This window comes from Aliinostoc sp. HNIBRCY26, assembly GCF_050235535.1.
Classification (GTDB): Bacteria; Cyanobacteriota; Cyanobacteriia; order Cyanobacteriales; family Nostocaceae; genus Trichormus.
Genome location: NZ_CP189852.1, coordinates 5,024,099 through 5,045,291 on the forward strand (window position 1 = coordinate 5,024,099; position 21,193 = coordinate 5,045,291).

Consider the following 21,193-nt stretch of genomic DNA (forward strand, 5'->3'; position numbering starts at 1 on the left):
ACAAGAGATTCAACTAGCAACAGAGAAACTGACTGGAGAAGCGCGAAAATCATTCATAAAGTCGATTAATTTCAAAAAGCAACGCTTCATACCAGGAATGTTAAATACTGTGAGCCAAGGTTGAATCAAACAGTAAAAAATATAGGGTTGAATGAGCAATCTAAGATTATTTAAAGCACTCTTCCATGTTATACCAGATTCCCAATTAGGATGTTGACTATATTGATAAATATTAAAGTCTATTGATGAAGGTGATTCTGAACTAGATGTTGATTGAGTTTGGGCATAAAGTTGAAAATAAGTAGCCTGAATGCTAACTAAAAGGTAAGCACTAAAAATGATTTCCCACCAGCGTTCAATACTTTCATAATCAGTCAGACGAAAATCAGCCCAACCCAGTTCATTTTTAACTTCTTTAAAACCATATTCAATCCAGTTTCTTAAACTATAAAGTTGCGCGACATTCAGTGACAAATCAGTTGATAAATTAGTCATGATGTACCAACTTTCATCTCCAGTGGGGTCGGGTGTATTAACTTTACTGATTTGGTAATATCTGATGCGGCGACGTTGACCAAAAATAATTTCTCTCAGGTAACGAGTTTCTAATTGACGATGTGAAAGCTTTTGCTCATAAGCTTTCCAACGATTATAACGTTTTCGGCTTCCTGGGGGCATTAACACTCCATGATTGGAGCGAATTGCTACGATAAACTCTAGTTCTAATTTTTCTAAACATCTAATTACATCTCCACTCTCACCATATAAACTATCTGCTAACACTAATTTAATTTTGAAACCCCATTCTTTCAACTCTTGAATAATCTCTACCGCTATTTGGGGTTTGCTCTTATATTTATCCCCTTCTTTTAAGCGATTTTTCGGTTTAAATATTTGGAATATTAAAGGATAAGTGATTCCATCTACTACACCATAAGCATTTACGGATACTATTCCATTCTCTGTTTTACCTAAGTTTCCAATATATTGCCTAGTCACATAATCTGTTGATTTTCCCTTTTTTTGATCTCCGGTTTCGTCAATACATAAAATTATTTCTCTTTCTCCAATAAACATTTTTGTTAACCATAGCCTTATTTCTCTTAATTTTTTGATATCCCACAGTGCATCTCTCAGGAAATGATGTAGTGTTTGGCTATCTTTTAGCCCCACTGTTTTAGCTATTTCTGGCAGAGTTTTTCTCTTAATTTCTGAAAGTATGCCCAAATGTAAGAATTTGAATGCTTCAAAATGCCTCACATCCTCAAATACTGAATAATAGTGCTGGCAATAGTTATCTATGAATGCCACTGTGCTTACTGGCTGTCTACGCGCTGTAACCATTCCTCTTACTTGCTTTGTCTGCTTTCTTCCTGATTATACTTTCCCCGTAGTAACAAAAGAGGGCTTATACCAATTTAATATGAAGTTGCATATAATAGGGGGAGGTAAATGTGATAAGTCCTCAGACCTATGAGCCGCCCGTTTAAGATAGAAATCGTGGAGAGCGAAGAAGAACTCAAAAAACGCCTGCAAACAGCCAGTGAAGGTAGCCAGAAAGAAAAGCTACAGATGTTGTGGTGGCTCAAGAGTGGGCAGGTAAAGGAGCAGCAAGAAATTGGAAAACGCTTGGCCAGAGATACTTCGACGGTGACGAGATGGTTACAGAGGTATAGAGGGGGTGGATTGTCTGAGTTATTAGCAGTGAAGAAAGCACCAGGGGCAAAACGAAAAATTACTGAAGAGGCGATCGCTTCATTAAAGCAAGAGTTGGAAACAGGAGAAGGATTTAGCAGTTACGGAGCAATAGTCGAGTGGTTGAAACTCAAACATGGATTGGATATCGAGTATGGAACAGTCTATAACTGGGTGAGATATCGTTTAGGAGCGAAACTCAAAGTACCACGACCCCAAAGCTATCAGCAGGATGAAAAACTCAGAGCCGAATTTAAAAAAAACTCGGTGTGCTGATAGTTAGTCTCGAACAACTGCTAGCACCAGGTAAAACTGTGCGCTACCTGTGTCAAGATGAAACGAGAGTGGGACTCAAAACCCTCACAGGCAAAGTAATTACAGCTAGAGGAGTTAAACCTACTGTTGAGGTGAAATGGCTGCGGGAAAATTTTTGGATTTATGGTGCAATTGAACCGTTGACTGGAAAGCATTTCCAGCATGAATACCCCAAACTCAATGGCGACTATTTTCAGCAGTTTTTAGACTGGCTATCTGAACAATTAGGCTCCGATTACGCCATTTTACAGATTGATCAAGCTCCTGCCCATACTAGTTCTACGATTCGTTGGCCAGACAATATTATTCCTCTACTACAACCATCTCATTCTCCCGAACTTAATCCCATCGAGAGGCTTTGGCAATTTCTCAAAAAATCTCTCAAAAATGTACTTTTCTCTTCTTTACAAGATTTACGTGAGCGCATTCAGCAGCTATTTGACCAATTAACTTTTGAACAAGTCATGTCTGTGTCTTCTTATGACTTTATTTTAGAAGCTCTTTTATATGCAGCTTCATATTAAATTGGTATTACCAATACTTGCTTCTTCTAAGGCATCAATAGCATTGGCAAAAATATTCATAAACACCTGATTTAATTGCCCAGGAAAACAATTGATTAAAGGTAAATCACCATAGTTTGTAATTACTTCAATAGCTGGACGTTGTTGACTTGCTTTCAGGCGATGCTTAAGAATTAAAAGTGTGCTATCAATGCCTTTATGTAAATTAAATTGAACTTTATAATCTTTGTCAGCACGAGAAAATGTCCGCAAGCTAGTGCTAATATTTTTCAACCTGTCGCACGCCATCAACATGGCATCGATTGTTTCAGGTAAGTCTGCCAAAAGATATTCTAAATCAATTTGCTCCGCATGGTTTTGAATTTCATCACCAGGGTTTTCGATAAATTTTTGATAGAGTTGCAAATGTTCTGTGATATCAACAAAATTGGGTTTAGTTTGTTGCAGCGTAGCAGAAATAAAGCTCAAGGGATTATTCATTTCGTGGGCGACACCTGCAACTAAATTACCCAATGCAGACATTTTTTCACTTTGAACTATCTGCAATTGGGCATTTTGTAAATCAGTGAATGCTTGCTCTAACTTTTGGGCATATTCCTGAGCAGATTCATAAAGTCGGGCATTTTCTAGAGAAATAGCAGCTTGAGCGCAAATTAGATTCAAGAGTTCGACGCGATCGCTTGTAAATGCTCCCTTTGTTAAGTTATTTTCTAGATATAAAATCCCCAGTAATTTGCCTTGGTGTAAAATGGGGCTGCACAAGATGCTTTGAGGCTGCTGACGGATAATATAAGGGTCATTGCCTAACACCGGATCTGCTGTCGCATCCACTAAAATAGTAGTCTGTTGGTTGTGCTTGACTTTGTAAATCAGCTTGTGGGGAATGTCTTGGCTATCCTCAACAGGAACGTGCTGCAAAACGACTGGCTGCATCCCTTCAGAAATGCACCCTTTAATCAGCAATTTTCCATCTCGCAACAGCATTAAAACGCATTTATCCGCCCCAGCATTTTCGATAACTATTCTCAGCAATGATGAGAGAAGTTTTTCGAGTTCCATTTCACCGGAAAGAGTTTGAGAAGCTTTGAGGATAGCTGTTAAATCTAGGGTATCGGAGACATTGCTGTTAGAAGTGAGGGAACTGGCGGATGAGACAGTCCTTAAAGTAACGATGGTTTCGTCAGTGGAGAAAGGAGAATTGGTTTGCTGTAATATGGGAGCGAGTAATTGGGGATAGCGTGTTTCTAAGTCGGCGACTTTGGCTTTTGCTCCCCAACGAGTATAAGCATAGTAGGCTTCCATCATATATTCTTGAGCAATGCGTTGCTTGCCCCAATCAAGATATAATTTTGCCGCCAGTTCGTTAGCAAGGGCTTCTTCTTGTACGTAATCGTTAATTTTAGCTCCACATATTGCCTTGTCGTAGATGTCACTGGCTGCGATTTTTTGTCCTAACACGCGACATTTTTCGGCTTCGACTAAATCAAACTTATGCTGATGATTCATCGGTGCGTGGTGCGCCCAATTTTTTAGCTGAGTTTGATTTTCCTCTACCCGTTGCAATACCTCTGATGGATCTTGTAATTGTGAATTCAAACTTGCTAAGGCGATCAAAGAATCGTAAAAATAAAATGCCGCCTCATATACTAGTCCCTGAGCAGCAATTAAATGGTTTCTGCACTCAACAGCATGATTTTGCGCTTGTTCAATTTTTCCAAACAAAAAACAAAGCATGAGTTTATATGAATGGAACACATACAACTCACTCAAATCATTATCAGATATGATCTGTGGCAGAACTTCTGTTTCTTGTACAACTTCCCCAGACAAAATACAAGGAGCTTCCCCATAACCAAGCAAATTTAGTGCAGACTGCCAAGAAAGCCGACAGTGATTAGCTAGTCCAACTTGATTGAGTTGCATCAACCCATTGTAGTAAGCACGAGCATTCTGTTCTAAGGTAGCAAGAGGTTGATTACACCAAAAAGAAGCATTACAAAATGTACGGGCATGATATCCTGCAAACTTTGTGCTGCCAACTTCTAAAGCAATCACATAACTTTCTTGCAACAGAGGAAGAATATCTTTGATGTGAGATTTGCGATGCAGGATAAAACCTCCCAAAACTAAAAGCACTTCTGGTTTAAGAGCTTTAGCATCAAATTTGGCAATGAGTTTTAGAGATAATTGAGCAAATTCTGTGGCTGTATCGACATCTTGTAAAAAGTTGCAGAGAATGAAGCCATAGTTAGCATAAGCAAATGCAGAAATAATTGTATTTCCATACTGAATTGATAATCTAACTGACAAAGTTATCAGCAATGGACACAAAATAGAACCGGAGCTATAAGCTGGTGGAATAAGAGCATAGGCAATTTGGATAATTGCCAAGATTTCCCGATCTGCCATTACAGGTAAATCACATAAACTGGCGATTTCTCTATCTCCAATGAGTTGATTAATTTCTTGAATTGCCTGTTGAATATCTATGGGGCTTAGTGATTCAGAAAATTTTACACCAAACTTTTGCAGGAGATTTTGTCCAATATCAAGGGCTTTAGTTGGTTCATTTTGAAAAACGTAAGATTGAATTTTAATGCAATAAATATTGACTTTTTCTAGCAAAGAGTGTGCTTGTGTAATTACACTATCAATTAATTGATCCATTAATGCAAATTGTCCGCATAAAGAAGCAATTTCTGATGCTAATTCATGCAATTCCAATTTCATATCATATTGCCGTTGCCAAGCTTGTTCTCCTAATAAAGATAATCCTACGGCAGCATATTCTCCCGCCGCTTGATAGGCGGTAGAGTTTTTGGCTTTGCGACAAGCAATTAAATTAAGTTCTGCTAATTCATCTCGTTGATTTTGTTGGTTAATTAACGTGATTCCGTAATTTAATTGATTGACAAGTTCAAAAATTTTCTCTTCTCTGACATCTAGAGACATCTGTTGCAGCAGCAGTTGTCCGATTTGGTAATGAGTTATCTGTTTTTGATCATCGGGAATTAGGGAATAGGCAGCTTGTTGGACGCGATCGTGTAAAAATTTGTATGTAACGGTTATTTGTTTTTCTTCATCTTGCTGTAGTTCGCTATTTTTTAATGGAGAATCCTGATAAAGTTTATAAATATCATTAGTTGGTAAAATCAGTCCTTCTTGTAAGGCTTTCCACAAAGCAGCAGCAGTTGCAATGACTGATTGCTTACAAACAATAGCCAAAGTCTCTAAATCGAACTGATTACCAATACAAGCGGCTAATCGCAAGGTTTCTTGAGTTGATGATGGGAGTTTTTGTAATTGCAAACTCATAAATACCAAAACATCATCTGTGACTGCTTGAGTCGTCACCTGTGCAATATCAAATTGCCAACAGCCTAGCTTTAAATCAAATTCAATCAATCCATCTTGATGTAATGCTTTAAAAAACTGGATGGTAAAAAAGGGATTACCTTGGGTTTTGCGATAAATTAATAAAGATAAATCCCATGCTAAATTTTCACTACATTTGAGGGTGTCAGCAACTAATTGATTGACTTGTTCTTCATTGAGGGGTGCTAAGGTAATGGTATTAATTGTTGCTTGATTTTTTTGAATTTCGCTCAAAGTCAACATTAATGGATGTCCCAGATGGACTTCGTGATCACGATATGCACCAATAAGTAGAAGATGACCTGTATCAGCCATTAATAGCTGCATTAATTTTAGTGATGCTGAATCTGCCCATTGCAAATCATCTAAAAATATTACCAATGGATGTTCTACACTAGTAAATACTTGTGTAAATTTTTGAAATAATAAATTAAAGCGATTTTCTGCTGAATTTCCTGATAATTCTACTGCTGGTGGTTGTTCACCAATAATTTTTGATAATTCGGGAATTACTTCAATAATAACTTGTCCATTGTCACCAACAGCTTCTAATATTTTATTTTTCCATTGTTCTATTTGAGTGTCACTTTCTGTCAATAGTTGTGCCATTAAATCACGAAACGCTTGCACAAAAGCAGAGAAGGGAATATTGCGGTTAAATTGGTCAAATTTACCTTTGATAAAATAGCCGCGTTGTCTGACAATTGGTTTATGCACTTCATTGACGACTGCTGTTTTCCCAATTCCAGAAAACCCAGCTACCAGCATCATTTCTGTTGCGCCAAGGCTGACTCTCTCGAAAGCTTCTAGTAGGGTTTGTACTTCGGTTTCTCTACCATAAAGTTTATCAGGAATAAGGAAGCGATCGCACACATCCCGACTAGCAATTTTAAAGCTGTCAATCTTCCCATTTTCTCTTAGTTGAGTTAAACAATTCATTAAATCATATTTCAATCCCAAGGCACTTTGATATCTATCTTCGGCATTTTTCGCCATCAATTTGCTGATAATTTTTGATAGTACAGATGGAATTTGGGGATTAATTTCTGTGATTAATGGTGCTGTCTTCGCTAGATGACAATGTACTAATTCCATCGCATCATTAGATGAAAATGGTAACTCACCTGTCAATAATTCATAGAATGTCACACCCAAAGAATAAAAATCTGTACGATAATCAATCCCGCGATTCATTCTCCCTGTTTGTTCAGGAGATATATAAGCAAGTGTTCCTTCTAATACTTTGGGATTAACTAGGGTTTGGGTTTCTCGTGGTAAAAGTGATGCAATACTAAAGTCGATTAATTTAATTTGTTTGGTTTGGGGATTAATTAATATATTGCTGGGTTTAATATCTTTATGAATAATGCGCTCGTGGTAGAGTAAATCTAAGATGTTGCATAGAGCGATCGCGATCACTAAAAATTCTGCTAAAGATTGTTGGGTTTCTCTAGTTCGCCACTCCTGAAGAGAAATCCCCCCAAAGTCTTCCATAACTAGTGCATAACCATTTTGACAAGGTTCTAAACTGTAGGTTTGGACTATCAGGGGGGAGTTGAGATTTTTGGCAATTGTATACTGATTGCGAAACAATAAAAGTTCGTTAAAGCTGGGATAAGGATTTTTCAGTAATTTAACGACTACTGGTTGTCGATCAACTTCTCGATAACCTCGATAAACTTGGGTTCGAGAGCCATTATAGAGTTCTTCGCTGATGCTATATCCGAGAATCTTCACCAGAGTGCTAGTCATATCCTAAATCTTTAAAATGTTTGGATTTAGTATTCCCAAATAATTAACTGAATCCCTAAGTAAGAGTAAAAAATTATACTAATTACTTATCTTAATGTTACGACGTTTACGTAAAGTAGCACGTTTTTCCTGATAATCATAACCTTTGCCAGTGAAAAAAGGTGAGAATCACTGTAAATATACGTAAAAAATGCTGACTAATAAAGAAGAACTAATCACCACTCAGCACTCCTGACGAAGATTTTCTGTTATGCTGAAATTGATGCTTTAATTGACATCAATTTAGTCACCAGCATGAGTAAAAATCCTACTGTCCGCACAACTGTTACTCTCCCTGCGGAACTTTTAGCCGCAACGGATAAAGCCATTAGTCAAGGAAAAGCCAAGAATCGCAATGAATTCTTAGCACAGGCAATTAAAAATGAATTGGAAGCAATAAAAAGGGCTGAAATTGATGCAGCATTAGCGGAAATGGCGCAAGATCCAGAATATCAAGCCCAGGTGTTAAAGATGGAGGCTGAGTTTGCCGTTGGGAGTTGGGAAGCATTGCAATTGGGAGAATCTCCAACATGAAGAGAGGAGAAGTGTATGATGCACGATTAGAACCAACGGAGGGATCAGAACAAGGCGGCACTCGTCCAGTTATTATTGTTAGCAGAGATGCGATCGCAGCCTATAGTCCTGTAATTCTAGCTGTTCCTTGTACTACCTATAAAATCGGTAAACGAGTTTATCCCACGCAAGTATTAATTTCAGCCCCAGATGGAGGATTGACAAGCGATTCTATCGCTATGACTGATCAGGTACGGGTATTATCAAAAACCCGCTTTCTAAGTTTGCGGGGAATTCTCAGTGATGAAATGATTGCTTTATTGAATCAAGCTTTGCTAATTGCTTTAGATTTGCCACATCAAGCTGAGATCATCTAAATCCATCTGGCGATGAGAAAAAGTGAAAAATATTGTGAATAAATGTAAATAATGACGTAAAAAAGGGATAAAAGCTTGAAATTTTACACAATTCAAGCAATGAATAAATTCTAGCTCACAATGAAGCCACAAGAAGCTCTGAACCTAGTTGATACACTGCTAAACTCTGCTCAGTCAGGACAAAAACTAAATGATGTGGAATCTGTGGTGTTTGAGAAAAGTTGGCGAGGATGCACCTATGCAGTAATTGCCCAAGAATTAAATTATGAATATGACTATATTAAACAAGTTGGTTCACAGTTGTGGCGATCGCTTTCTGTGGCGATGGGTGAAGACGTATCCAAAAAGAATCTGCAAACTGTTCTACGTCGTTTTGTTAACAGACACCATCACACTCAACATATCACTGAATTCCATACTTTACCATCAGCTAAAATCAAACAAAGGCAAGTAGCCCACCGAGGACGATTAACCATGAGTCAAGCCATTGAGGGAGTACGCTGGGCAATTCACGACCTAGAAACTCTACCGGAAAATGAGTGGACGCGCTATGAAATTATTCATGGAGAACTCTTTGTAGTTAGTCATCCGCACTACCTTCATCAACAAGTTTGTGGCAGAATATCCATAAAACTTGATGCTTGGTCAAATACAACTGGCTTAGGAGTAGCAATTTTCAGTCCTGGGGTGATTTTTTCCGAAGCAGATAGCGTTATTCCTGATGTAGTGTGGGTAAGTCGAGAACGACTAGCGCAAATTGTCGATGAAGCGGGACATTTAACTGGCGCGCCAGAGTTAGTGGTAGAGGTATTATCCCCTGGTAAACAAAATGAACTCAGAGATAAAGAAGCAAAACTCAAGTTGTATTCAGTTCAAGGTGTGAGTGAATATTGGATTGTCAACCGTTTTACTCAACAAATAGAAGTTTATCGGCGAGAGAAAGCGCAACTTGTGTTAGTTGCAACTTTATTAGGTGATGATGAAATAACATCGCCACTTTTACCAGGATTTGGTTGTGCTATTAGTTGCTTTTTTCCCGAATAATCGGTAAAGTCAGCCAAAAAGTTGCACCTTTTTGCAATTGACTGTTAACACCAATTTCACCACCATGAGCATTGATAATTTGCTTACATAAATACAATCCCAAACCCAAGCTGACGGAATTACGCATATCACCGCGAAAATAGAGTTCAAATAGCCTTTCACATTGCTGGGGACTGATACCCACACCATTATCAGTGACCGTGCAGTAAATTTTATCTCCTTGACAACTAGCATTAATCGCAATTTTTAATCCTGGTGGATTGTGTTTAATAGCATTTAAAATCAAGTTAGAAAATACCCGCCATAGTTGTGTCGTATCAGCTGCTATTAACGGTAAATCTGCGGTGACGAGATTCGTTAATGTCCCTTGATTTTCTGCAAGTATGGGTTCTAAATCTGCGATCGCATCTGTCACTACCCGATGTAACTCTACTGCTTGACATTGCAAAGCAATCCCTTGTACTTCGCTAATATGTGCCTCTAACAGTGAATTAATTAGGCTTAATTGGCGATCGCTACTTTGTAGCATCCGTTCTAAAATTAACCGGGGGACGGGGATTGGGGACTGGGGATTGGGGACTGGGGATTGGGGATTGGGGATTGGGGACTGGGGTATATTTTCTCTGTGCTGATTTAATAGGTTCCGCAATACCATGACAGTACCTAAAACTGGATTGCGTAAATCATGGGAAACGGCGTGCAGAAATACTCTTAATGCTTCCTCGGCTTGTTTGCGTTGGGTGATGTCTTCAATTAATCCCTCATAGTAAAGTAAGTTCCCCTGTTCATCACGGACGGCGTAGGCTTTTTCCGAAATCCAGACGATACTACCATCTCGGCGATAAATTTGGGATTCAAACTCAGAAACAAAGCCTTGTTCCTCAATTAAACGCACAAATTCAGCCCGTCGTTTTGGGTCAACATATAACTGATGTTCAATATCTGTAAAATTATCTGTCACCTCTTGGGGAGAATTGTAACCATAGATGCAAGCTAAAGCTGGATTTGCTGTGATATAACGTCCATCAGGGCTACTTTGAAAAATACCTTCAATGGCATTCTCAAAAATACTGCGATATTTCGCCTCTGCTAACTGAAGTTTGGTATTAGTTAATTCTAATTCTTTCCGCGCATAAAATTCAGAGCATTGCAGGCGATCGTACAAATAAACACCTAAATCACAAATTATACATAACCATAAAATATATAAGAGAAACGTGACATTATAAAGGTCTGTATTGGTGATGGGTGTCTTTAATCCTAAAACACTATTCACACCAAAGTAGTAAATTAACACTCCTATCTGAGAGATTAAATGCAAAGTCCAGCGTGTTGGCATCAGTATCGCTTGACTTAAAAACACCAGTGACCAACCAGCAGTATCAGGAAGTGCAAAGCCTTTAAGTGTAGCGAATAATTGCGCTGTTAAATTCAGCGACCAAGATGAGCCTAAAAATAATATTCCAGGGTAGCGACGACCAAATTTTGTTTTGTGTAGTAGAAAACAAACCATCAAGCTCAGAAAAACAGCCCCATTCATCACCAAAACTTGAATTTTCAAGGACTGGGGTAGTGTTTTTAACTCTCGCAGAGGGAAAAACAAATCATAAACATTTCGCAAACTAAAAGTGACTAGGCAAATTAATGCTAGCCATAACCACAGATACAACCTTTGCCACAAAAAACGATGTCTCTTAGTCAGCCATTCCTGCACCTGGGTTTGGTGAACTGTGTAAACATTGGTTATTTCACCTATGGTGGCAATGGTAACTAATTTTTTCCACCACTTCTGCACTGTTCTTAACCAATTGGTCATATAAATTCAAAATTCACAATTCAAGATTTTTGCCCCTGGTAACTTGTCACCTTTACCTCCGTTGCTTTATGCTGCTACAACAAATTTTATGAGTAAACTGTTAAGAAATTGATTGTGTATTCTTGCATTGTTTGTATAAATGACATAAAAGCAACACTTAATTGTGAAGTGATATTACGAACCTTGGAAAAATATTGAGAAATCGACCGTCAGTCAAACATAGCTCTAACGTAGAACCTATAGGAGAAAATCGAGGTAAAATATGATGAACAAAAATAATATTCAAAACTATCGGTTTGTCTGCACTTTGACTTTTGGTGATATCTACGGTCAAATCATCGTTTGGTTAATTACAGTTACTCTCAGTTTGGCATCTGCTTTGGCGTTAATGGGTGCTAGAAGACCAGTATATGCCTTAGCTACCGTTGGTCTTGTGGTTGTACTGTCGCTACCTTTCCTATTGTTTGCGTTTGTCACTACATTATTAAATCATATTGAATTAACTGCTGTAGAACCTGGAACAAAAACTGAACCAATTCCTGGTAATGTTTCACAGCAAAAACCTGTACAGGCTACAAGCTGAAAGGTTGATTAGTGGATTGTTGACTGTTGATTTTAAACTTTAACAAAATTTAGGGATTTAACTCCTCAGCTTCTATAGGACTAATATTTGATTTCTGAAATGTACGTAGGATGTGTTAGCGACAGCGTAACGCATCTACCACAAGGTTTTCGGTGCGTTAAGGCTTACGCCTAACACACCCTACACATACTGAAATTTTTTCTTCAAATCAAATCTTCCTATATCAAGCCGCAAGTGTTGTGGTGTGGTCTCAACCCCGCCACAACACATAATTGTGTTAACGTACCACTGGAAGCAAGCTACGCTTAGTATCTCGTAGAGAAGCGAAGAGTATCATTACAAATTGGTTTAACCTACTCTGCTCATAGAATTGTTTTGGTGCATGGGTGAATACCTATATAGCAGGTATAATCAAGTTTTACAAAAAAATCTATGGTTGCGGCTAAAAGAGTTTATTTATTATTACTTTTGGGTTTAGCGATCGCTTTTCTCTTATCCTTATTCTTGAGCGTCGCCTTTGCTATTACTGTCACTCTCATCTTTGATATCGTTGTCCTGATTTTGATGGTGGTGGATGGTTCGCGCGTTAAGCCTCTGCGGGTGCAAATTACCCGTCAGTTACCGTCTCGCTTTTCCATTGGCAGAGACAACCCCGTAGTGCTAAATATCACATCTGAGCAAGCTAACGCCATCATTCAAATTCGTGACTATTACCCCTTAGATTTTGGTGCATCTAAATCTGTATTAAATACAACTGTTGCAGCTAACACCACTCAAGAATTAACTTACACAGTTCATCCAACACAGCGCGGTGAATTCACTTGGGGAAATATTCAAGTCCGACAATTAAGTCCTTGGGGTTTAGCTTGGGATGATTGGCAAATTCGCCACGGTCTGACAGTAAAAGTTTATCCTGATTTAATCGGACTGCGATCGCTCTCCATTCGTCTGACATTACAATCATCTGGTGCTATCCGCCAATCTCGACGATTAGGTATTGGCACAGAATTTGCAGAATTACGCAACTATCGCACTGGTGATGATTTGCGCCTAATTGATTGGAAGGCTACAGCTAGACGTGTCGGGACACATGGTAATACACCGCCTTTAGTGCGAGTCCTAGAACCAGAACAGGAACAAACGCTGTTAATCTTACTCGACAGGGGAAGATTGATGACTGCTAGAGTCAAAGGTTTGCAACGTTTTGACTGGGGTTTGAATGCAACCTTATCTCTGGCATTAGCGGGATTACACCGAGGCGATCGCGTGGGTGTAGGTGTATTTGATAACCAAATGCACACATGGATGCCACCGGAACGGGGACAAAATCATTTAAATCAACTCATTGACCGCTTAACCCCAATTCAGCCAGTTCTATTAGAATCAGATTACTTAGGGGCTGTAACTCATGTGGTGCAGCAACAAACTAGGCGATCGCTAGTAGTAATTATTACAGACTTAGTTGATGCTACCGCCTCTACAGAACTCCTCGCTGCCCTGACGCGATTAGCACCCCGCTATCTACCATTTTGTGTCACCTTAAGAGACCCCAAAGTAGATGATTTAGCCCATAGGTTTACAGATGATGTGACTCAAGCTTACACCCGTGCTGTAGCATTAGATTTATTAGCACAGCGTCAAGTGGCTTTTGCCCAGTTAAAGCAAAAAGGCGTTTTGGTGTTAGATGCACCAGCTAATCAAATCAGTGACCAATTAGTAGAACGATATCTGCAACTAAAAGCTAAAAATCAACTCTAATTTGGGCGTTGCTGAACCCAGATAAGATTCCCCATGCCCAAGTCTATGAACAAGATTGCACCTGCCATTATCGTTTTAAGCCAAAATAGCGTAGCATTAGCCCGTAAACTCAGCAGCATTTTACCAGGGGCGATAATTCACGGTTTAACAGGTCGTACCTCTGGGGTAGATGTCAGCTTTACGAATTTTGGTGAGACACTACGAGAATTATTTGCCCAAGGAACACCATTAATTGGGATTTGTGCGGCGGGTATTCTCATTAGAACCCTAGCCCCGTTAATTTCCGATAAACGTCAAGAACCGCCAGTGTTAGCAGTGGCTGAAGATGGTAGCGCGGTTGTCCCTTTGTTGGGAGGACTGAATGGTGTTAATGACTTGGCGCGGCGCGTGGCTGAGGTGTTAAATACCCAAGCTGCAATTACCACCACAGGGGATATTCGTTTTCGCACAGCTTTACTATCTCCTCCCCCTGGGTATCATTTAGCTAACCCAGAAGATGCCAAGAAATTCATTTCTGATTTGTTAGCCGGGGCGCAAGTCAAGCTAGAAGGAACAGCACCTTGGTTAAGTAATAGTCAGTTACCGATTAATCCTGAAGGGAATTTAACAATTCGAGTCACAGAAAACTGTGTGAATTCCACAGTCGATTGTCTGGTTTATCATCCCAAAACTGTAGCGATCGCCATTGACCACGCCGATGTTACTCTAGAAACAATACAAGAATTACTCAACAGTGCCAATATTGCCCCTGTATCTATCGCTGGAATATTTGCACCCATCACCATCGCATCTCACCCCATTATTCACACCTTAGTTAATACTTATGGCGTACCTGCCCGCTTTTTCCCTAGCCATCAACTAGCTGAAAACATCGCCTTAGCGGCTACAGGCACAGATGGTAAGCTAATTTCTCAATCATCGCATATAGCGATCGCCATCTCTCCCCAACCCCTTGATCCTGAGACTATCGGTCAACCCCAAGGTAGGTTAGCAATTATCGGTACAGGCCCCGGTAGTTCTCAATGGATGTCACCAGAAGTCAAAGAAATCCTCAAATCCGCCACCGACTTAGTAGGCTATAAAACTTATCTAGATTTAGTCGGTGCTTTAGCAGTTGGTAAACAACGTCATGAGTCAGACAACCGCGAAGAAATTGCACGGGCAACAATGGCACTAGATTTAGCCGCTAGCGGACGTTATGTGGTAGTAGTATCTTCCGGCGACCCTGGTATTTATGCAATGGCGGCGGCTGTATTTGAAGTCCTCGACCTCCACCACAAACCCGAATGGGACAACATTGATATTCACGTTGCACCAGGAATTTCCGCCATGCAAGCCGCCGCCGCCACCATTGGCGCACCTTTAGGACATGATTTTTGTGCGATTTCCCTATCAGATATTTTGAAACCTTGGTCAGTCATTACACAACGCATTACCGCCGCCGCCCAAGCTGATTTTGTGATGGCTTTTTATAATCCTGTTTCCAAAGAACGCACTTGGCAGTTAGCCGAAGCCAGAGATATTCTACTGCAATATAGAAAACCTCAGACACCCGTAGTTTTAGGACGCAATCTCGGCAGACCAGGACAAAGTGTCAAAGTCATCACCCTAGACCAGTTAGCACCAGATGTTGCTGATATGCGAACAGTAATTATCGTTGGTTCAAGTCAAACTCGAATGATTAACCGCCCCAACAGTAATGTCTACGTTTATACACCCCGTCGCTACCATTAACAATTCAAAATTCAAAATTCAAAATTCAAAATTCAAAATGAAAGACAGTTGGAGTCGGGGATTTAAACCCCAACTCAACTGATACTACGTATAGAAGTAGGGGTCTTAAACCCTTAAATTTACGATAATCTTCCCAATCCCCAATCCCCAATCCCTAGTCCCCAGTCCCCAATCCCTTCTATCTTTGCAAACTCCGAGGATCAAGGGCATCTCTTAAACCATCCCCTAGCAAATTAAACGCCAAAACTGTGACGATAATTAGCAAAGCCGGCGGCCAAATTAACCAAGGTTGTAGTACCAAAATAGAAGCATTACTAGCTAAAGACAGCATATTTCCCCAAGATGGGTCGGGTTGCTGAATACCCAAACCAATCAAACTAAGGATTGCTTCTGAACCAATAAAACTGGGAACTGCCAAAGTAGCAGAGATAATTATGTATGTAGCTGTTTGTGGCAAAACATGACGGATAATAATATATATTGGCTTACCACCCATAGCTCTTGCTGCTTGCACAAACTCCCGTTCTTTTATCGATAGAACTTGTCCCCGAATTACCCTTGCTAAACCAGCCCAGCTAATCACCGAAGTAATCAAAACAATCAATAAAAATCGTTGACTGCTGCTTAAACCACTGGGTAAAACTGCACCTAAAGTAACTAATAGATAAATACTAGGGAAAGTCATCAGCACTTCCGCTACTCGCATAATGATGCTATCAGTCAAACCGCCGAAATAGCCAGAAATACCACCGATTAACAAACCTAGCGGAAAGGTAAAAATTACGCCAATAATCCCAATAAATAAACTAATACGTCCACCATACAATAGACGGCTGAGTTGGTCGCGTCCTGGTTCATCAGTGCCTAAAATGTTGATTTTGGCTTCTCCATCTGCACCAAACAAGTGCCAATTTAAAGGTATACCAGGAATAATAGTAAAGTCGTCCCATTTTGCAGGTAATGGTACACTCAACCGGAACAGGCGAGATTTTTTAGCACGTATACCAGGGAGAATGGTAGTTTTTTCCCATGTCGAGGGTAGAGGTAGACTCAACTGAAACAGTCGATATTCAGCACCAGAAACAAAGAAACGCACAGGAGAAGGCTTTGTGTAGTCTACAATTAATTGGCGATCGCCTGTTTCTAAATTCGTATCTCCCTGGGTTGTCGGATAAATGTGGGGGCCAATAAACTTACCCGATGTTTTATCCACCCAATAAATCCGTGTCGGTGGTAATAGCGAACCATTAGGCTGTGAAGCATATGGGTTATAGGGGGCGATGAAATCAGCAGCAATTACCGCCATATAGAAAATCAACAGCACAACAGCCCCAAATCGCGCCAAAGGATTTTTCTGAAGTCTTCGCCACCAATTCATAGTTTTTAGTTATTAGTCATTAGTTATTAGTCATTAGTTAAGGGTGAATAGTCGATATAGTCAAGGGGCAAGACGTAAACTTTTTCCCCATTCACCCCCCGAATTTTAGATGGACTAACTCTATAATTGCTCAACTAATAATCTTTGTTCTTCCTGAATTTTTTCGTGTTCTACCACAAATACATTAGAGTAGAGATTGGCAATAATTTGCTTGCCTTGCTGCGTCAAAGATAAATAGCGCAATCCATCTGTAATGTAAGGGTGAACTCCGTTCCAATAAAATTTAGCGTAATTGTTGCGTAAATCGGCAGGCGTTTGATAACCTAAAACCTTACTCACCCCAGTCTCTTCAAATTCGTAAAACAAAGAGGTGATTTTTTTTAAATAACGGGGGTCACTTAATTGTCCAATTAAATCAGCCGCACGCACTAATCCTGCAAAGCTTGTTGTATCTTGATGATCTTCGGCTGTAGGCACAGGAAATCTAGTCAATTCAATATTACTTTTGATGACTTCTGCATCTATGAGCTTATGACCGCCAAAACGCTCATCAATAAATAATTTAGCTCTATCTACATGATAGGGAGTCAGACTAGCATCAGAAGCCCCAGGCGGTAGGGAAATCATTCTGCCATTTTTGCCTGTAGAATATAAGCCTTTGTTTTCTTGGTCTTGTCGGCAAACTCCCTTAACATAGCCAATATCATGACACAGCAAGGAAATAATGAAGTGTAACCAATCTTCACTAGAAACCCCACCCTCGCGGATATGTTTACCGCGTAAAATTTCCTGCCCTACCAGAGTTACTAGTATAGAATGTTCAACGTTATGATAGAGGGCATCACTGTTGGCTATGTTTTCTAACGCCATGTTACCTGCCCAAGCAATGATATCTTCATACTCATTTTTGAAACAGCCGTATGTCCGGCTGTAACCTTCTCTAATTTGTCTGACAAAAGCATCAATTAAAATTTCGGTGGCGTTGAACATATCAGTTACTTGGGTTCGATAGCAATTATTTAAAGTTTTTTACAAACAGCATCTTCAGGATATTCCTGGAGAGGATTGTCAGAATCTATATTTATCTTGCATTATCCATATTCCATTGTTATTGACTAGATGAGTGTGATCTCAAAACCAAGAGTATGTGACTTAAATGATTATGATTGATTGACAAGAATATAAGGTTTATTCTGCCGAGGCATCACCGTATAAATACGGTTATTATTTTATTTATAAAATAAAATTAATACTATCATTTATGATGGCTATAGTGACAGTTATTACAGCCAGATCGCCCATAATTATCCTATGTTTAATATTTTGTGACTTAAATTAATATGTTTTGATTAATTGTGAGGCTACTGACATGATTTGTGATTAAAATCTGACATTGCTGGATGATTTTATTATCCACATTTTTTCAAAATGTTACGACTCCTGCAAGCTTATGCTATAATTACTAGTAGCTTAGTTTACGCGGGTGTAATTCAGTGGTAGAATGTCACCTTCCCAAGGTGAACGTCGTGGGTTCGAGTCCCATCGCCCGCTTTGAAAAAAACTCTTATTTTACAAGCATTTCAATTATTTAGCCTGCCAACTCTTCCAAACACATTGGTGGATTAGTTGTATATCAAGTTACAATTTTTGGCTATTTTTAGGTGACTTTGGGTGTAATAAAAAAGGTACTAATAAGACTAACAATAATCCAAAGTACATAGCATTAAATCTGATCACGATCGCCGTCTCTGTAAGACGCTACGTGAAAAGCGATCGCAATCTCTGCAATGATATTAGTGAGCATGATTTGGGAACGCGGTAAACTGGATATTCTTTATCGAAAATTCCTAATGGTGGCAAGTATAGAAAGTTCTACTAATCAAGAGTTAGTCGGTTTTATTTGGAGTATTGCGGACAAACTCCGTGGCCCTTATCGTCCACCCCAGTACCGCCGGGTGATGTTACCTTTGATTGTGTTGCGGCGGTTGGATGCTGTCTTGGAACCGACGAAGCAAGCGGTTTTAGAGGCGAAGGCTAAATATGCGGCGATGGGTTTAGAGGGGGAGGCGTTTGAGAAGGCGATCGCTAAAGTGGCAATTGGGGGTAATCGCCAGCAGCCGTTGTATAATCTCAGTGAATTTACATTTCAAAAATTATTAGGCGATGCGGATGGGATTGCCAGTAATTTAAGGGCTTATATTAACAGTTTTTCACCCAGAGCCAGGGATATTTTCGAGAAGTTTGATTTTGATAGTGAAATTCAAAAGCTCGATGAGAGTAATCGGCTATATCTAATTATTAAAGAGTTTTGCAAGCCTGACATTGATTTATCTCCGGCGAAACTTTCTAATTTGCAAATGGGTTATCTATTTGAAGAATTAGTCAGAAAATTTAACGAACAAGCCAACGAAGAAGCAGGAGACCACTTTACGCCCCGTGAAGTAATTCGGCTGATGGTGAATCTGGTTTTTTGTGACGAGCAGGATATTTTTAAGCAAGGGATTTACCGCACAGTTTACGACCCCACAGCCGGAACAGGGGGAATGTTATCTGTCGCGGAGGAATATATTAAAAAGCAAAATTCAGCAGCGAATTTAGGGTTATTTGGGCAAGAATATAATCCTGAATCTTATGCAATTTGTTGTTCTGATTTACTGATTAAAGATGAACCGATTAATCATCTAGTTTATGGCGATACATTAGGAGTAAAAAACGCCAAAAGCAAGAGTAATAACTTTTTACCCCATGATGGTCATCCTGATAAACAGTTTCACTATATGTTGGCTAATCCGCCCTTTGGGGTGGAATGGAAACCAGAAGAAGATTTTATTAAAGATGAGTATGAAAATTTAGGATTTAAAGGGCGTTTTGGGGCTGGTTTACCGCGTATTAATGATGGCTCATTGTTGTTTTTACAACACATGATATCGAAAATGCACTTACCGCCAGAGGTAGGGGGTGATGGTTCGCGGATTGCCATTGTGTTTAATGGTTCGCCTTTGTTTACAGGGGATGCGGGGAGTGGGGAAAGTAATATCCGCCGTTGGATTATTGAAAATGACTGGTTAGATGCAGTGGTGGCGTTACCTGATCAGATGTTTTATAATACCGGAATTTTTACTTATATTTGGTTGGTAACAAATAAAAAAGCTGCCCATCGTCGGGGAAAGGTGCAGTTAATTGATGGTACGCGCCATTTCCAGAAAATGAAAAAGAGTTTGGGTAATAAGCGCAATGAGTTATCGCCTGAACATATTGCGGAAGTTGTGCGGTTGTATGGGGATTTTGAGCATAATGATATTAGTGAAGTAGAGTCAGACGGACAGATAGAAAAGCGGGTTTGCTCGAAGATTTTTAATAATCGGGAGTTTGGATTTCTCAAAATTACAGTGGAGCGTCCGTTGCGGTTAAATTTTCAGGCGAGTGAGGAGCGTTTGGCGCGGTTGTGGGAGCAGAAGGCGTTTCAGGATTTAGCAACGACTAAGAAGCGTAAAGATGCTCAGGTGCAACAGTTAGAAATTGAGATGGGTGAAAGTCTGCAAAATCAAATTTTGGCTGCTTTGCAGAAATTGGATGCAAATAAACTTTATCTCTCCCGTGATGAGTTTGAAAAAGAGTTAAATCGGGTGTTAAAACAAGCGGGATTAAGTTTAAAAGCTCCTGTCAAAAAAGCGATTTTAGCAGCATTGGGAGAGACTGATCCAGAAGCGGAAATCTGCCTTGATGCTAAGGGTAATCCTGAACCGGATAGTAATTTACGGGATACGGAAATTGTAGCTTTACCGGATGATATTACGTTACCGTTACCGTTGGGATATGACAAAGATACAAGTGTAAATGAGTTGGTTAAGTTGGTAAAGGAGCATTGTGAGGAGTATTTAAAAGCGGAAGTATTGCCCCATGTACCCGATGCTTGGATTGATTTTGATAAGACTAAAGTGGGGTATGAGATTCCGTTAAATCGTCATTTTTATGTATATCAGCCGCCTCGTCCTTTAGATGAGATTGAGAATGATATTAAGTCTTTAGAAGCAGATATTATAGCGATGTTGGGGGAAGTGGTTTAGAGGCTAAAATAAAAATGTAGGCTTAGTAAAAATAAAATTATTGTAGGGTGTGTTAGGCGCTGATTTCCAATATGATTGATCACGGAAAAAATATCCTAGCGCCTAACGCACCATCCACGCGACGGTGCGTTACGGCTAAATTTAATTGTCTCTTTGTCCCAAATCCTTTCATAGCCGTAACACACCCTACTTCAGATTTACTTTATAAATAGTCTCTAAGGGC

14 protein-coding genes and 1 tRNA gene are annotated in these 21,193 nt (G+C 39.6%); 10 read left to right on the forward strand and 5 right to left on the reverse strand.

Features of this window, described 5'->3' with window-relative positions:
* Window positions 1–9: 9 nt before the first annotated feature.
* Window positions 10–1,344, reverse strand: coding sequence for an IS701 family transposase (locus ACQFX9_RS21315; protein WP_427156771.1), 1,335 nt, complete (start codon window positions 1,342–1,344; stop codon window positions 10–12).
* 129 nt (window positions 1,345–1,473) lie between these two features.
* Here ACQFX9_RS21315 and ACQFX9_RS21320 point away from each other — a divergent pair, with 129 nt between their 5' ends.
* The gene (locus tag ACQFX9_RS21320; RefSeq protein WP_427157690.1) at window positions 1,474–1,971 is read left to right on the forward strand and encodes a helix-turn-helix domain-containing protein; all 498 of its coding nucleotides are present in this window, start codon (window positions 1,474–1,476) and stop codon (window positions 1,969–1,971) included.
* Entirely contained in the window at window positions 1,965–2,534 is a 570-nt protein-coding gene (locus tag ACQFX9_RS21325) for an IS630 family transposase (RefSeq protein WP_427156769.1), read from the forward strand. The genes ACQFX9_RS21320 and ACQFX9_RS21325 overlap by 7 nt, the downstream gene beginning before the upstream one ends.
* Here the strand turns inward: ACQFX9_RS21325 and ACQFX9_RS21330 are convergent.
* Window positions 2,526–7,661, reverse strand: a complete 5,136-nt coding sequence (locus tag ACQFX9_RS21330) for a trifunctional serine/threonine-protein kinase/ATP-binding protein/sensor histidine kinase (RefSeq protein ID WP_427158301.1) — start codon at window positions 7,659–7,661, stop codon at window positions 2,526–2,528. The two genes, ACQFX9_RS21325 and ACQFX9_RS21330, sit on opposite strands and share 9 nt — an antisense overlap.
* Window positions 7,662–7,955: 294 nt before the next feature.
* On the opposite strand from ACQFX9_RS21330, the gene ACQFX9_RS21335 reads away from it, so the two are divergent.
* From ACQFX9_RS21335 to ACQFX9_RS21345, 3 genes are all read left to right on the forward strand, one after another.
* Window positions 7,956–8,234, forward strand: a complete 279-nt coding sequence (locus ACQFX9_RS21335) for a CopG family ribbon-helix-helix protein (RefSeq protein WP_427158303.1) — start codon at window positions 7,956–7,958, stop codon at window positions 8,232–8,234.
* Window positions 8,231–8,590, forward strand: coding sequence for a type II toxin-antitoxin system PemK/MazF family toxin (locus tag ACQFX9_RS21340; protein ID WP_427158305.1), 360 nt, complete (start codon window positions 8,231–8,233; stop codon window positions 8,588–8,590). The genes ACQFX9_RS21335 and ACQFX9_RS21340 overlap by 4 nt, the downstream gene beginning before the upstream one ends.
* A 474-nt stretch (window positions 8,591–9,064) precedes the next feature.
* Complete coding sequence (locus ACQFX9_RS21345; RefSeq protein ID WP_427162963.1) at window positions 9,065–9,634, forward strand: Uma2 family endonuclease; 570 nt, start codon at window positions 9,065–9,067, stop codon at window positions 9,632–9,634.
* Here the strand turns inward: ACQFX9_RS21345 and ACQFX9_RS21350 are convergent.
* Complete coding sequence (locus ACQFX9_RS21350; protein ID WP_427158306.1) at window positions 9,612–11,450, reverse strand: PAS domain-containing sensor histidine kinase; 1,839 nt, start codon at window positions 11,448–11,450, stop codon at window positions 9,612–9,614. The genes ACQFX9_RS21345 and ACQFX9_RS21350 overlap by 23 nt on opposite strands.
* A 265-nt stretch (window positions 11,451–11,715) precedes the next feature.
* Between ACQFX9_RS21350 and ACQFX9_RS21355 the strand changes: the two genes are divergently transcribed.
* From ACQFX9_RS21355 to cobJ, 3 genes are all read left to right on the forward strand, one after another.
* Window positions 11,716–12,033 (forward strand): hypothetical protein, encoded by a 318-nt coding sequence (locus tag ACQFX9_RS21355; protein ID WP_103136354.1) that lies wholly within the window; start codon window positions 11,716–11,718, stop codon window positions 12,031–12,033.
* Window positions 12,034–12,465: 432 nt separating this feature from the next.
* Window positions 12,466–13,791, forward strand: coding sequence for a DUF58 domain-containing protein (locus ACQFX9_RS21360; protein ID WP_427158308.1), 1,326 nt, complete (start codon window positions 12,466–12,468; stop codon window positions 13,789–13,791).
* 45 nt (window positions 13,792–13,836) lie between these two features.
* The gene (gene cobJ / locus ACQFX9_RS21365) at window positions 13,837–15,525 is read left to right on the forward strand and encodes a precorrin-3B C(17)-methyltransferase (protein ID WP_427158310.1); all 1,689 of its coding nucleotides are present in this window, start codon (window positions 13,837–13,839) and stop codon (window positions 15,523–15,525) included.
* 178 nt (window positions 15,526–15,703) lie between these two features.
* On the opposite strand, the gene ACQFX9_RS21370 is transcribed toward cobJ, so the two are convergent.
* Together ACQFX9_RS21370 and ACQFX9_RS21375 are read right to left on the reverse strand one after the other, a co-directional pair.
* Window positions 15,704–16,903, reverse strand: coding sequence for an ABC transporter permease (locus tag ACQFX9_RS21370; protein ID WP_427158311.1), 1,200 nt, complete (start codon window positions 16,901–16,903; stop codon window positions 15,704–15,706).
* Window positions 16,904–17,023: 120 nt separating this feature from the next.
* The gene (locus ACQFX9_RS21375) at window positions 17,024–17,893 is read right to left on the reverse strand and encodes an Npun_R2479 family HD domain-containing metalloprotein (RefSeq protein ID WP_427158313.1); all 870 of its coding nucleotides are present in this window, start codon (window positions 17,891–17,893) and stop codon (window positions 17,024–17,026) included.
* Between the two features lie 489 nt (window positions 17,894–18,382).
* On the opposite strand from ACQFX9_RS21375, the gene ACQFX9_RS21380 reads away from it, so the two are divergent.
* Together ACQFX9_RS21380 and ACQFX9_RS21385 are read left to right on the forward strand one after the other, a co-directional pair.
* Window positions 18,383–18,454: transfer RNA gene (locus tag ACQFX9_RS21380), tRNA-Gly, on the forward strand.
* A 251-nt stretch (window positions 18,455–18,705) separates the two neighbouring features.
* On the forward strand, window positions 18,706–20,970 hold the full coding sequence (locus tag ACQFX9_RS21385; protein WP_427162964.1) for a type I restriction-modification system subunit M: 2,265 nt from the start codon (window positions 18,706–18,708) through the stop codon (window positions 20,968–20,970).
* The last annotated feature ends 223 nt before the right edge of the window (window positions 20,971–21,193 follow it).

Bases quoted from the DNA above. Each gene is read 5' to 3' on its own strand.
- ACQFX9_RS21315 (WP_427156771.1), bottom strand. From the start codon at position 1,344: ATGGTTACAGCGCGTAGACAGCCAGTAAGCACAGTGGCATTCATAGAT.
- ACQFX9_RS21320 (WP_427157690.1), top strand. From the start codon at position 1,474: ATGAGCCGCCCGTTTAAGATAGAAATCGTGGAGAGCGAAGAAGAACTC.
- ACQFX9_RS21330 (WP_427158301.1), bottom strand. From the start codon at position 7,661: ATGACTAGCACTCTGGTGAAGATTCTCGGATATAGCATCAGCGAAGAA.
- ACQFX9_RS21335 (WP_427158303.1), top strand. From the start codon at position 7,956: ATGAGTAAAAATCCTACTGTCCGCACAACTGTTACTCTCCCTGCGGAA.
- ACQFX9_RS21340 (WP_427158305.1), top strand. From the start codon at position 8,231: ATGAAGAGAGGAGAAGTGTATGATGCACGATTAGAACCAACGGAGGGA.
- ACQFX9_RS21345 (WP_427162963.1), top strand. From the start codon at position 9,065: ATGAGTCAAGCCATTGAGGGAGTACGCTGGGCAATTCACGACCTAGAA.
- ACQFX9_RS21350 (WP_427158306.1), bottom strand. From the start codon at position 11,450: ATGACCAATTGGTTAAGAACAGTGCAGAAGTGGTGGAAAAAATTAGTT.
- ACQFX9_RS21355 (WP_103136354.1), top strand. From the start codon at position 11,716: ATGAACAAAAATAATATTCAAAACTATCGGTTTGTCTGCACTTTGACT.
- ACQFX9_RS21360 (WP_427158308.1), top strand. From the start codon at position 12,466: ATGGTTGCGGCTAAAAGAGTTTATTTATTATTACTTTTGGGTTTAGCG.
- cobJ (WP_427158310.1), top strand. From the start codon at position 13,837: ATGAACAAGATTGCACCTGCCATTATCGTTTTAAGCCAAAATAGCGTA.
- ACQFX9_RS21370 (WP_427158311.1), bottom strand. From the start codon at position 16,903: ATGAATTGGTGGCGAAGACTTCAGAAAAATCCTTTGGCGCGATTTGGG.
- ACQFX9_RS21375 (WP_427158313.1), bottom strand. From the start codon at position 17,893: ATGTTCAACGCCACCGAAATTTTAATTGATGCTTTTGTCAGACAAATT.
- ACQFX9_RS21385 (WP_427162964.1), top strand. From the start codon at position 18,706: ATGATTTGGGAACGCGGTAAACTGGATATTCTTTATCGAAAATTCCTA.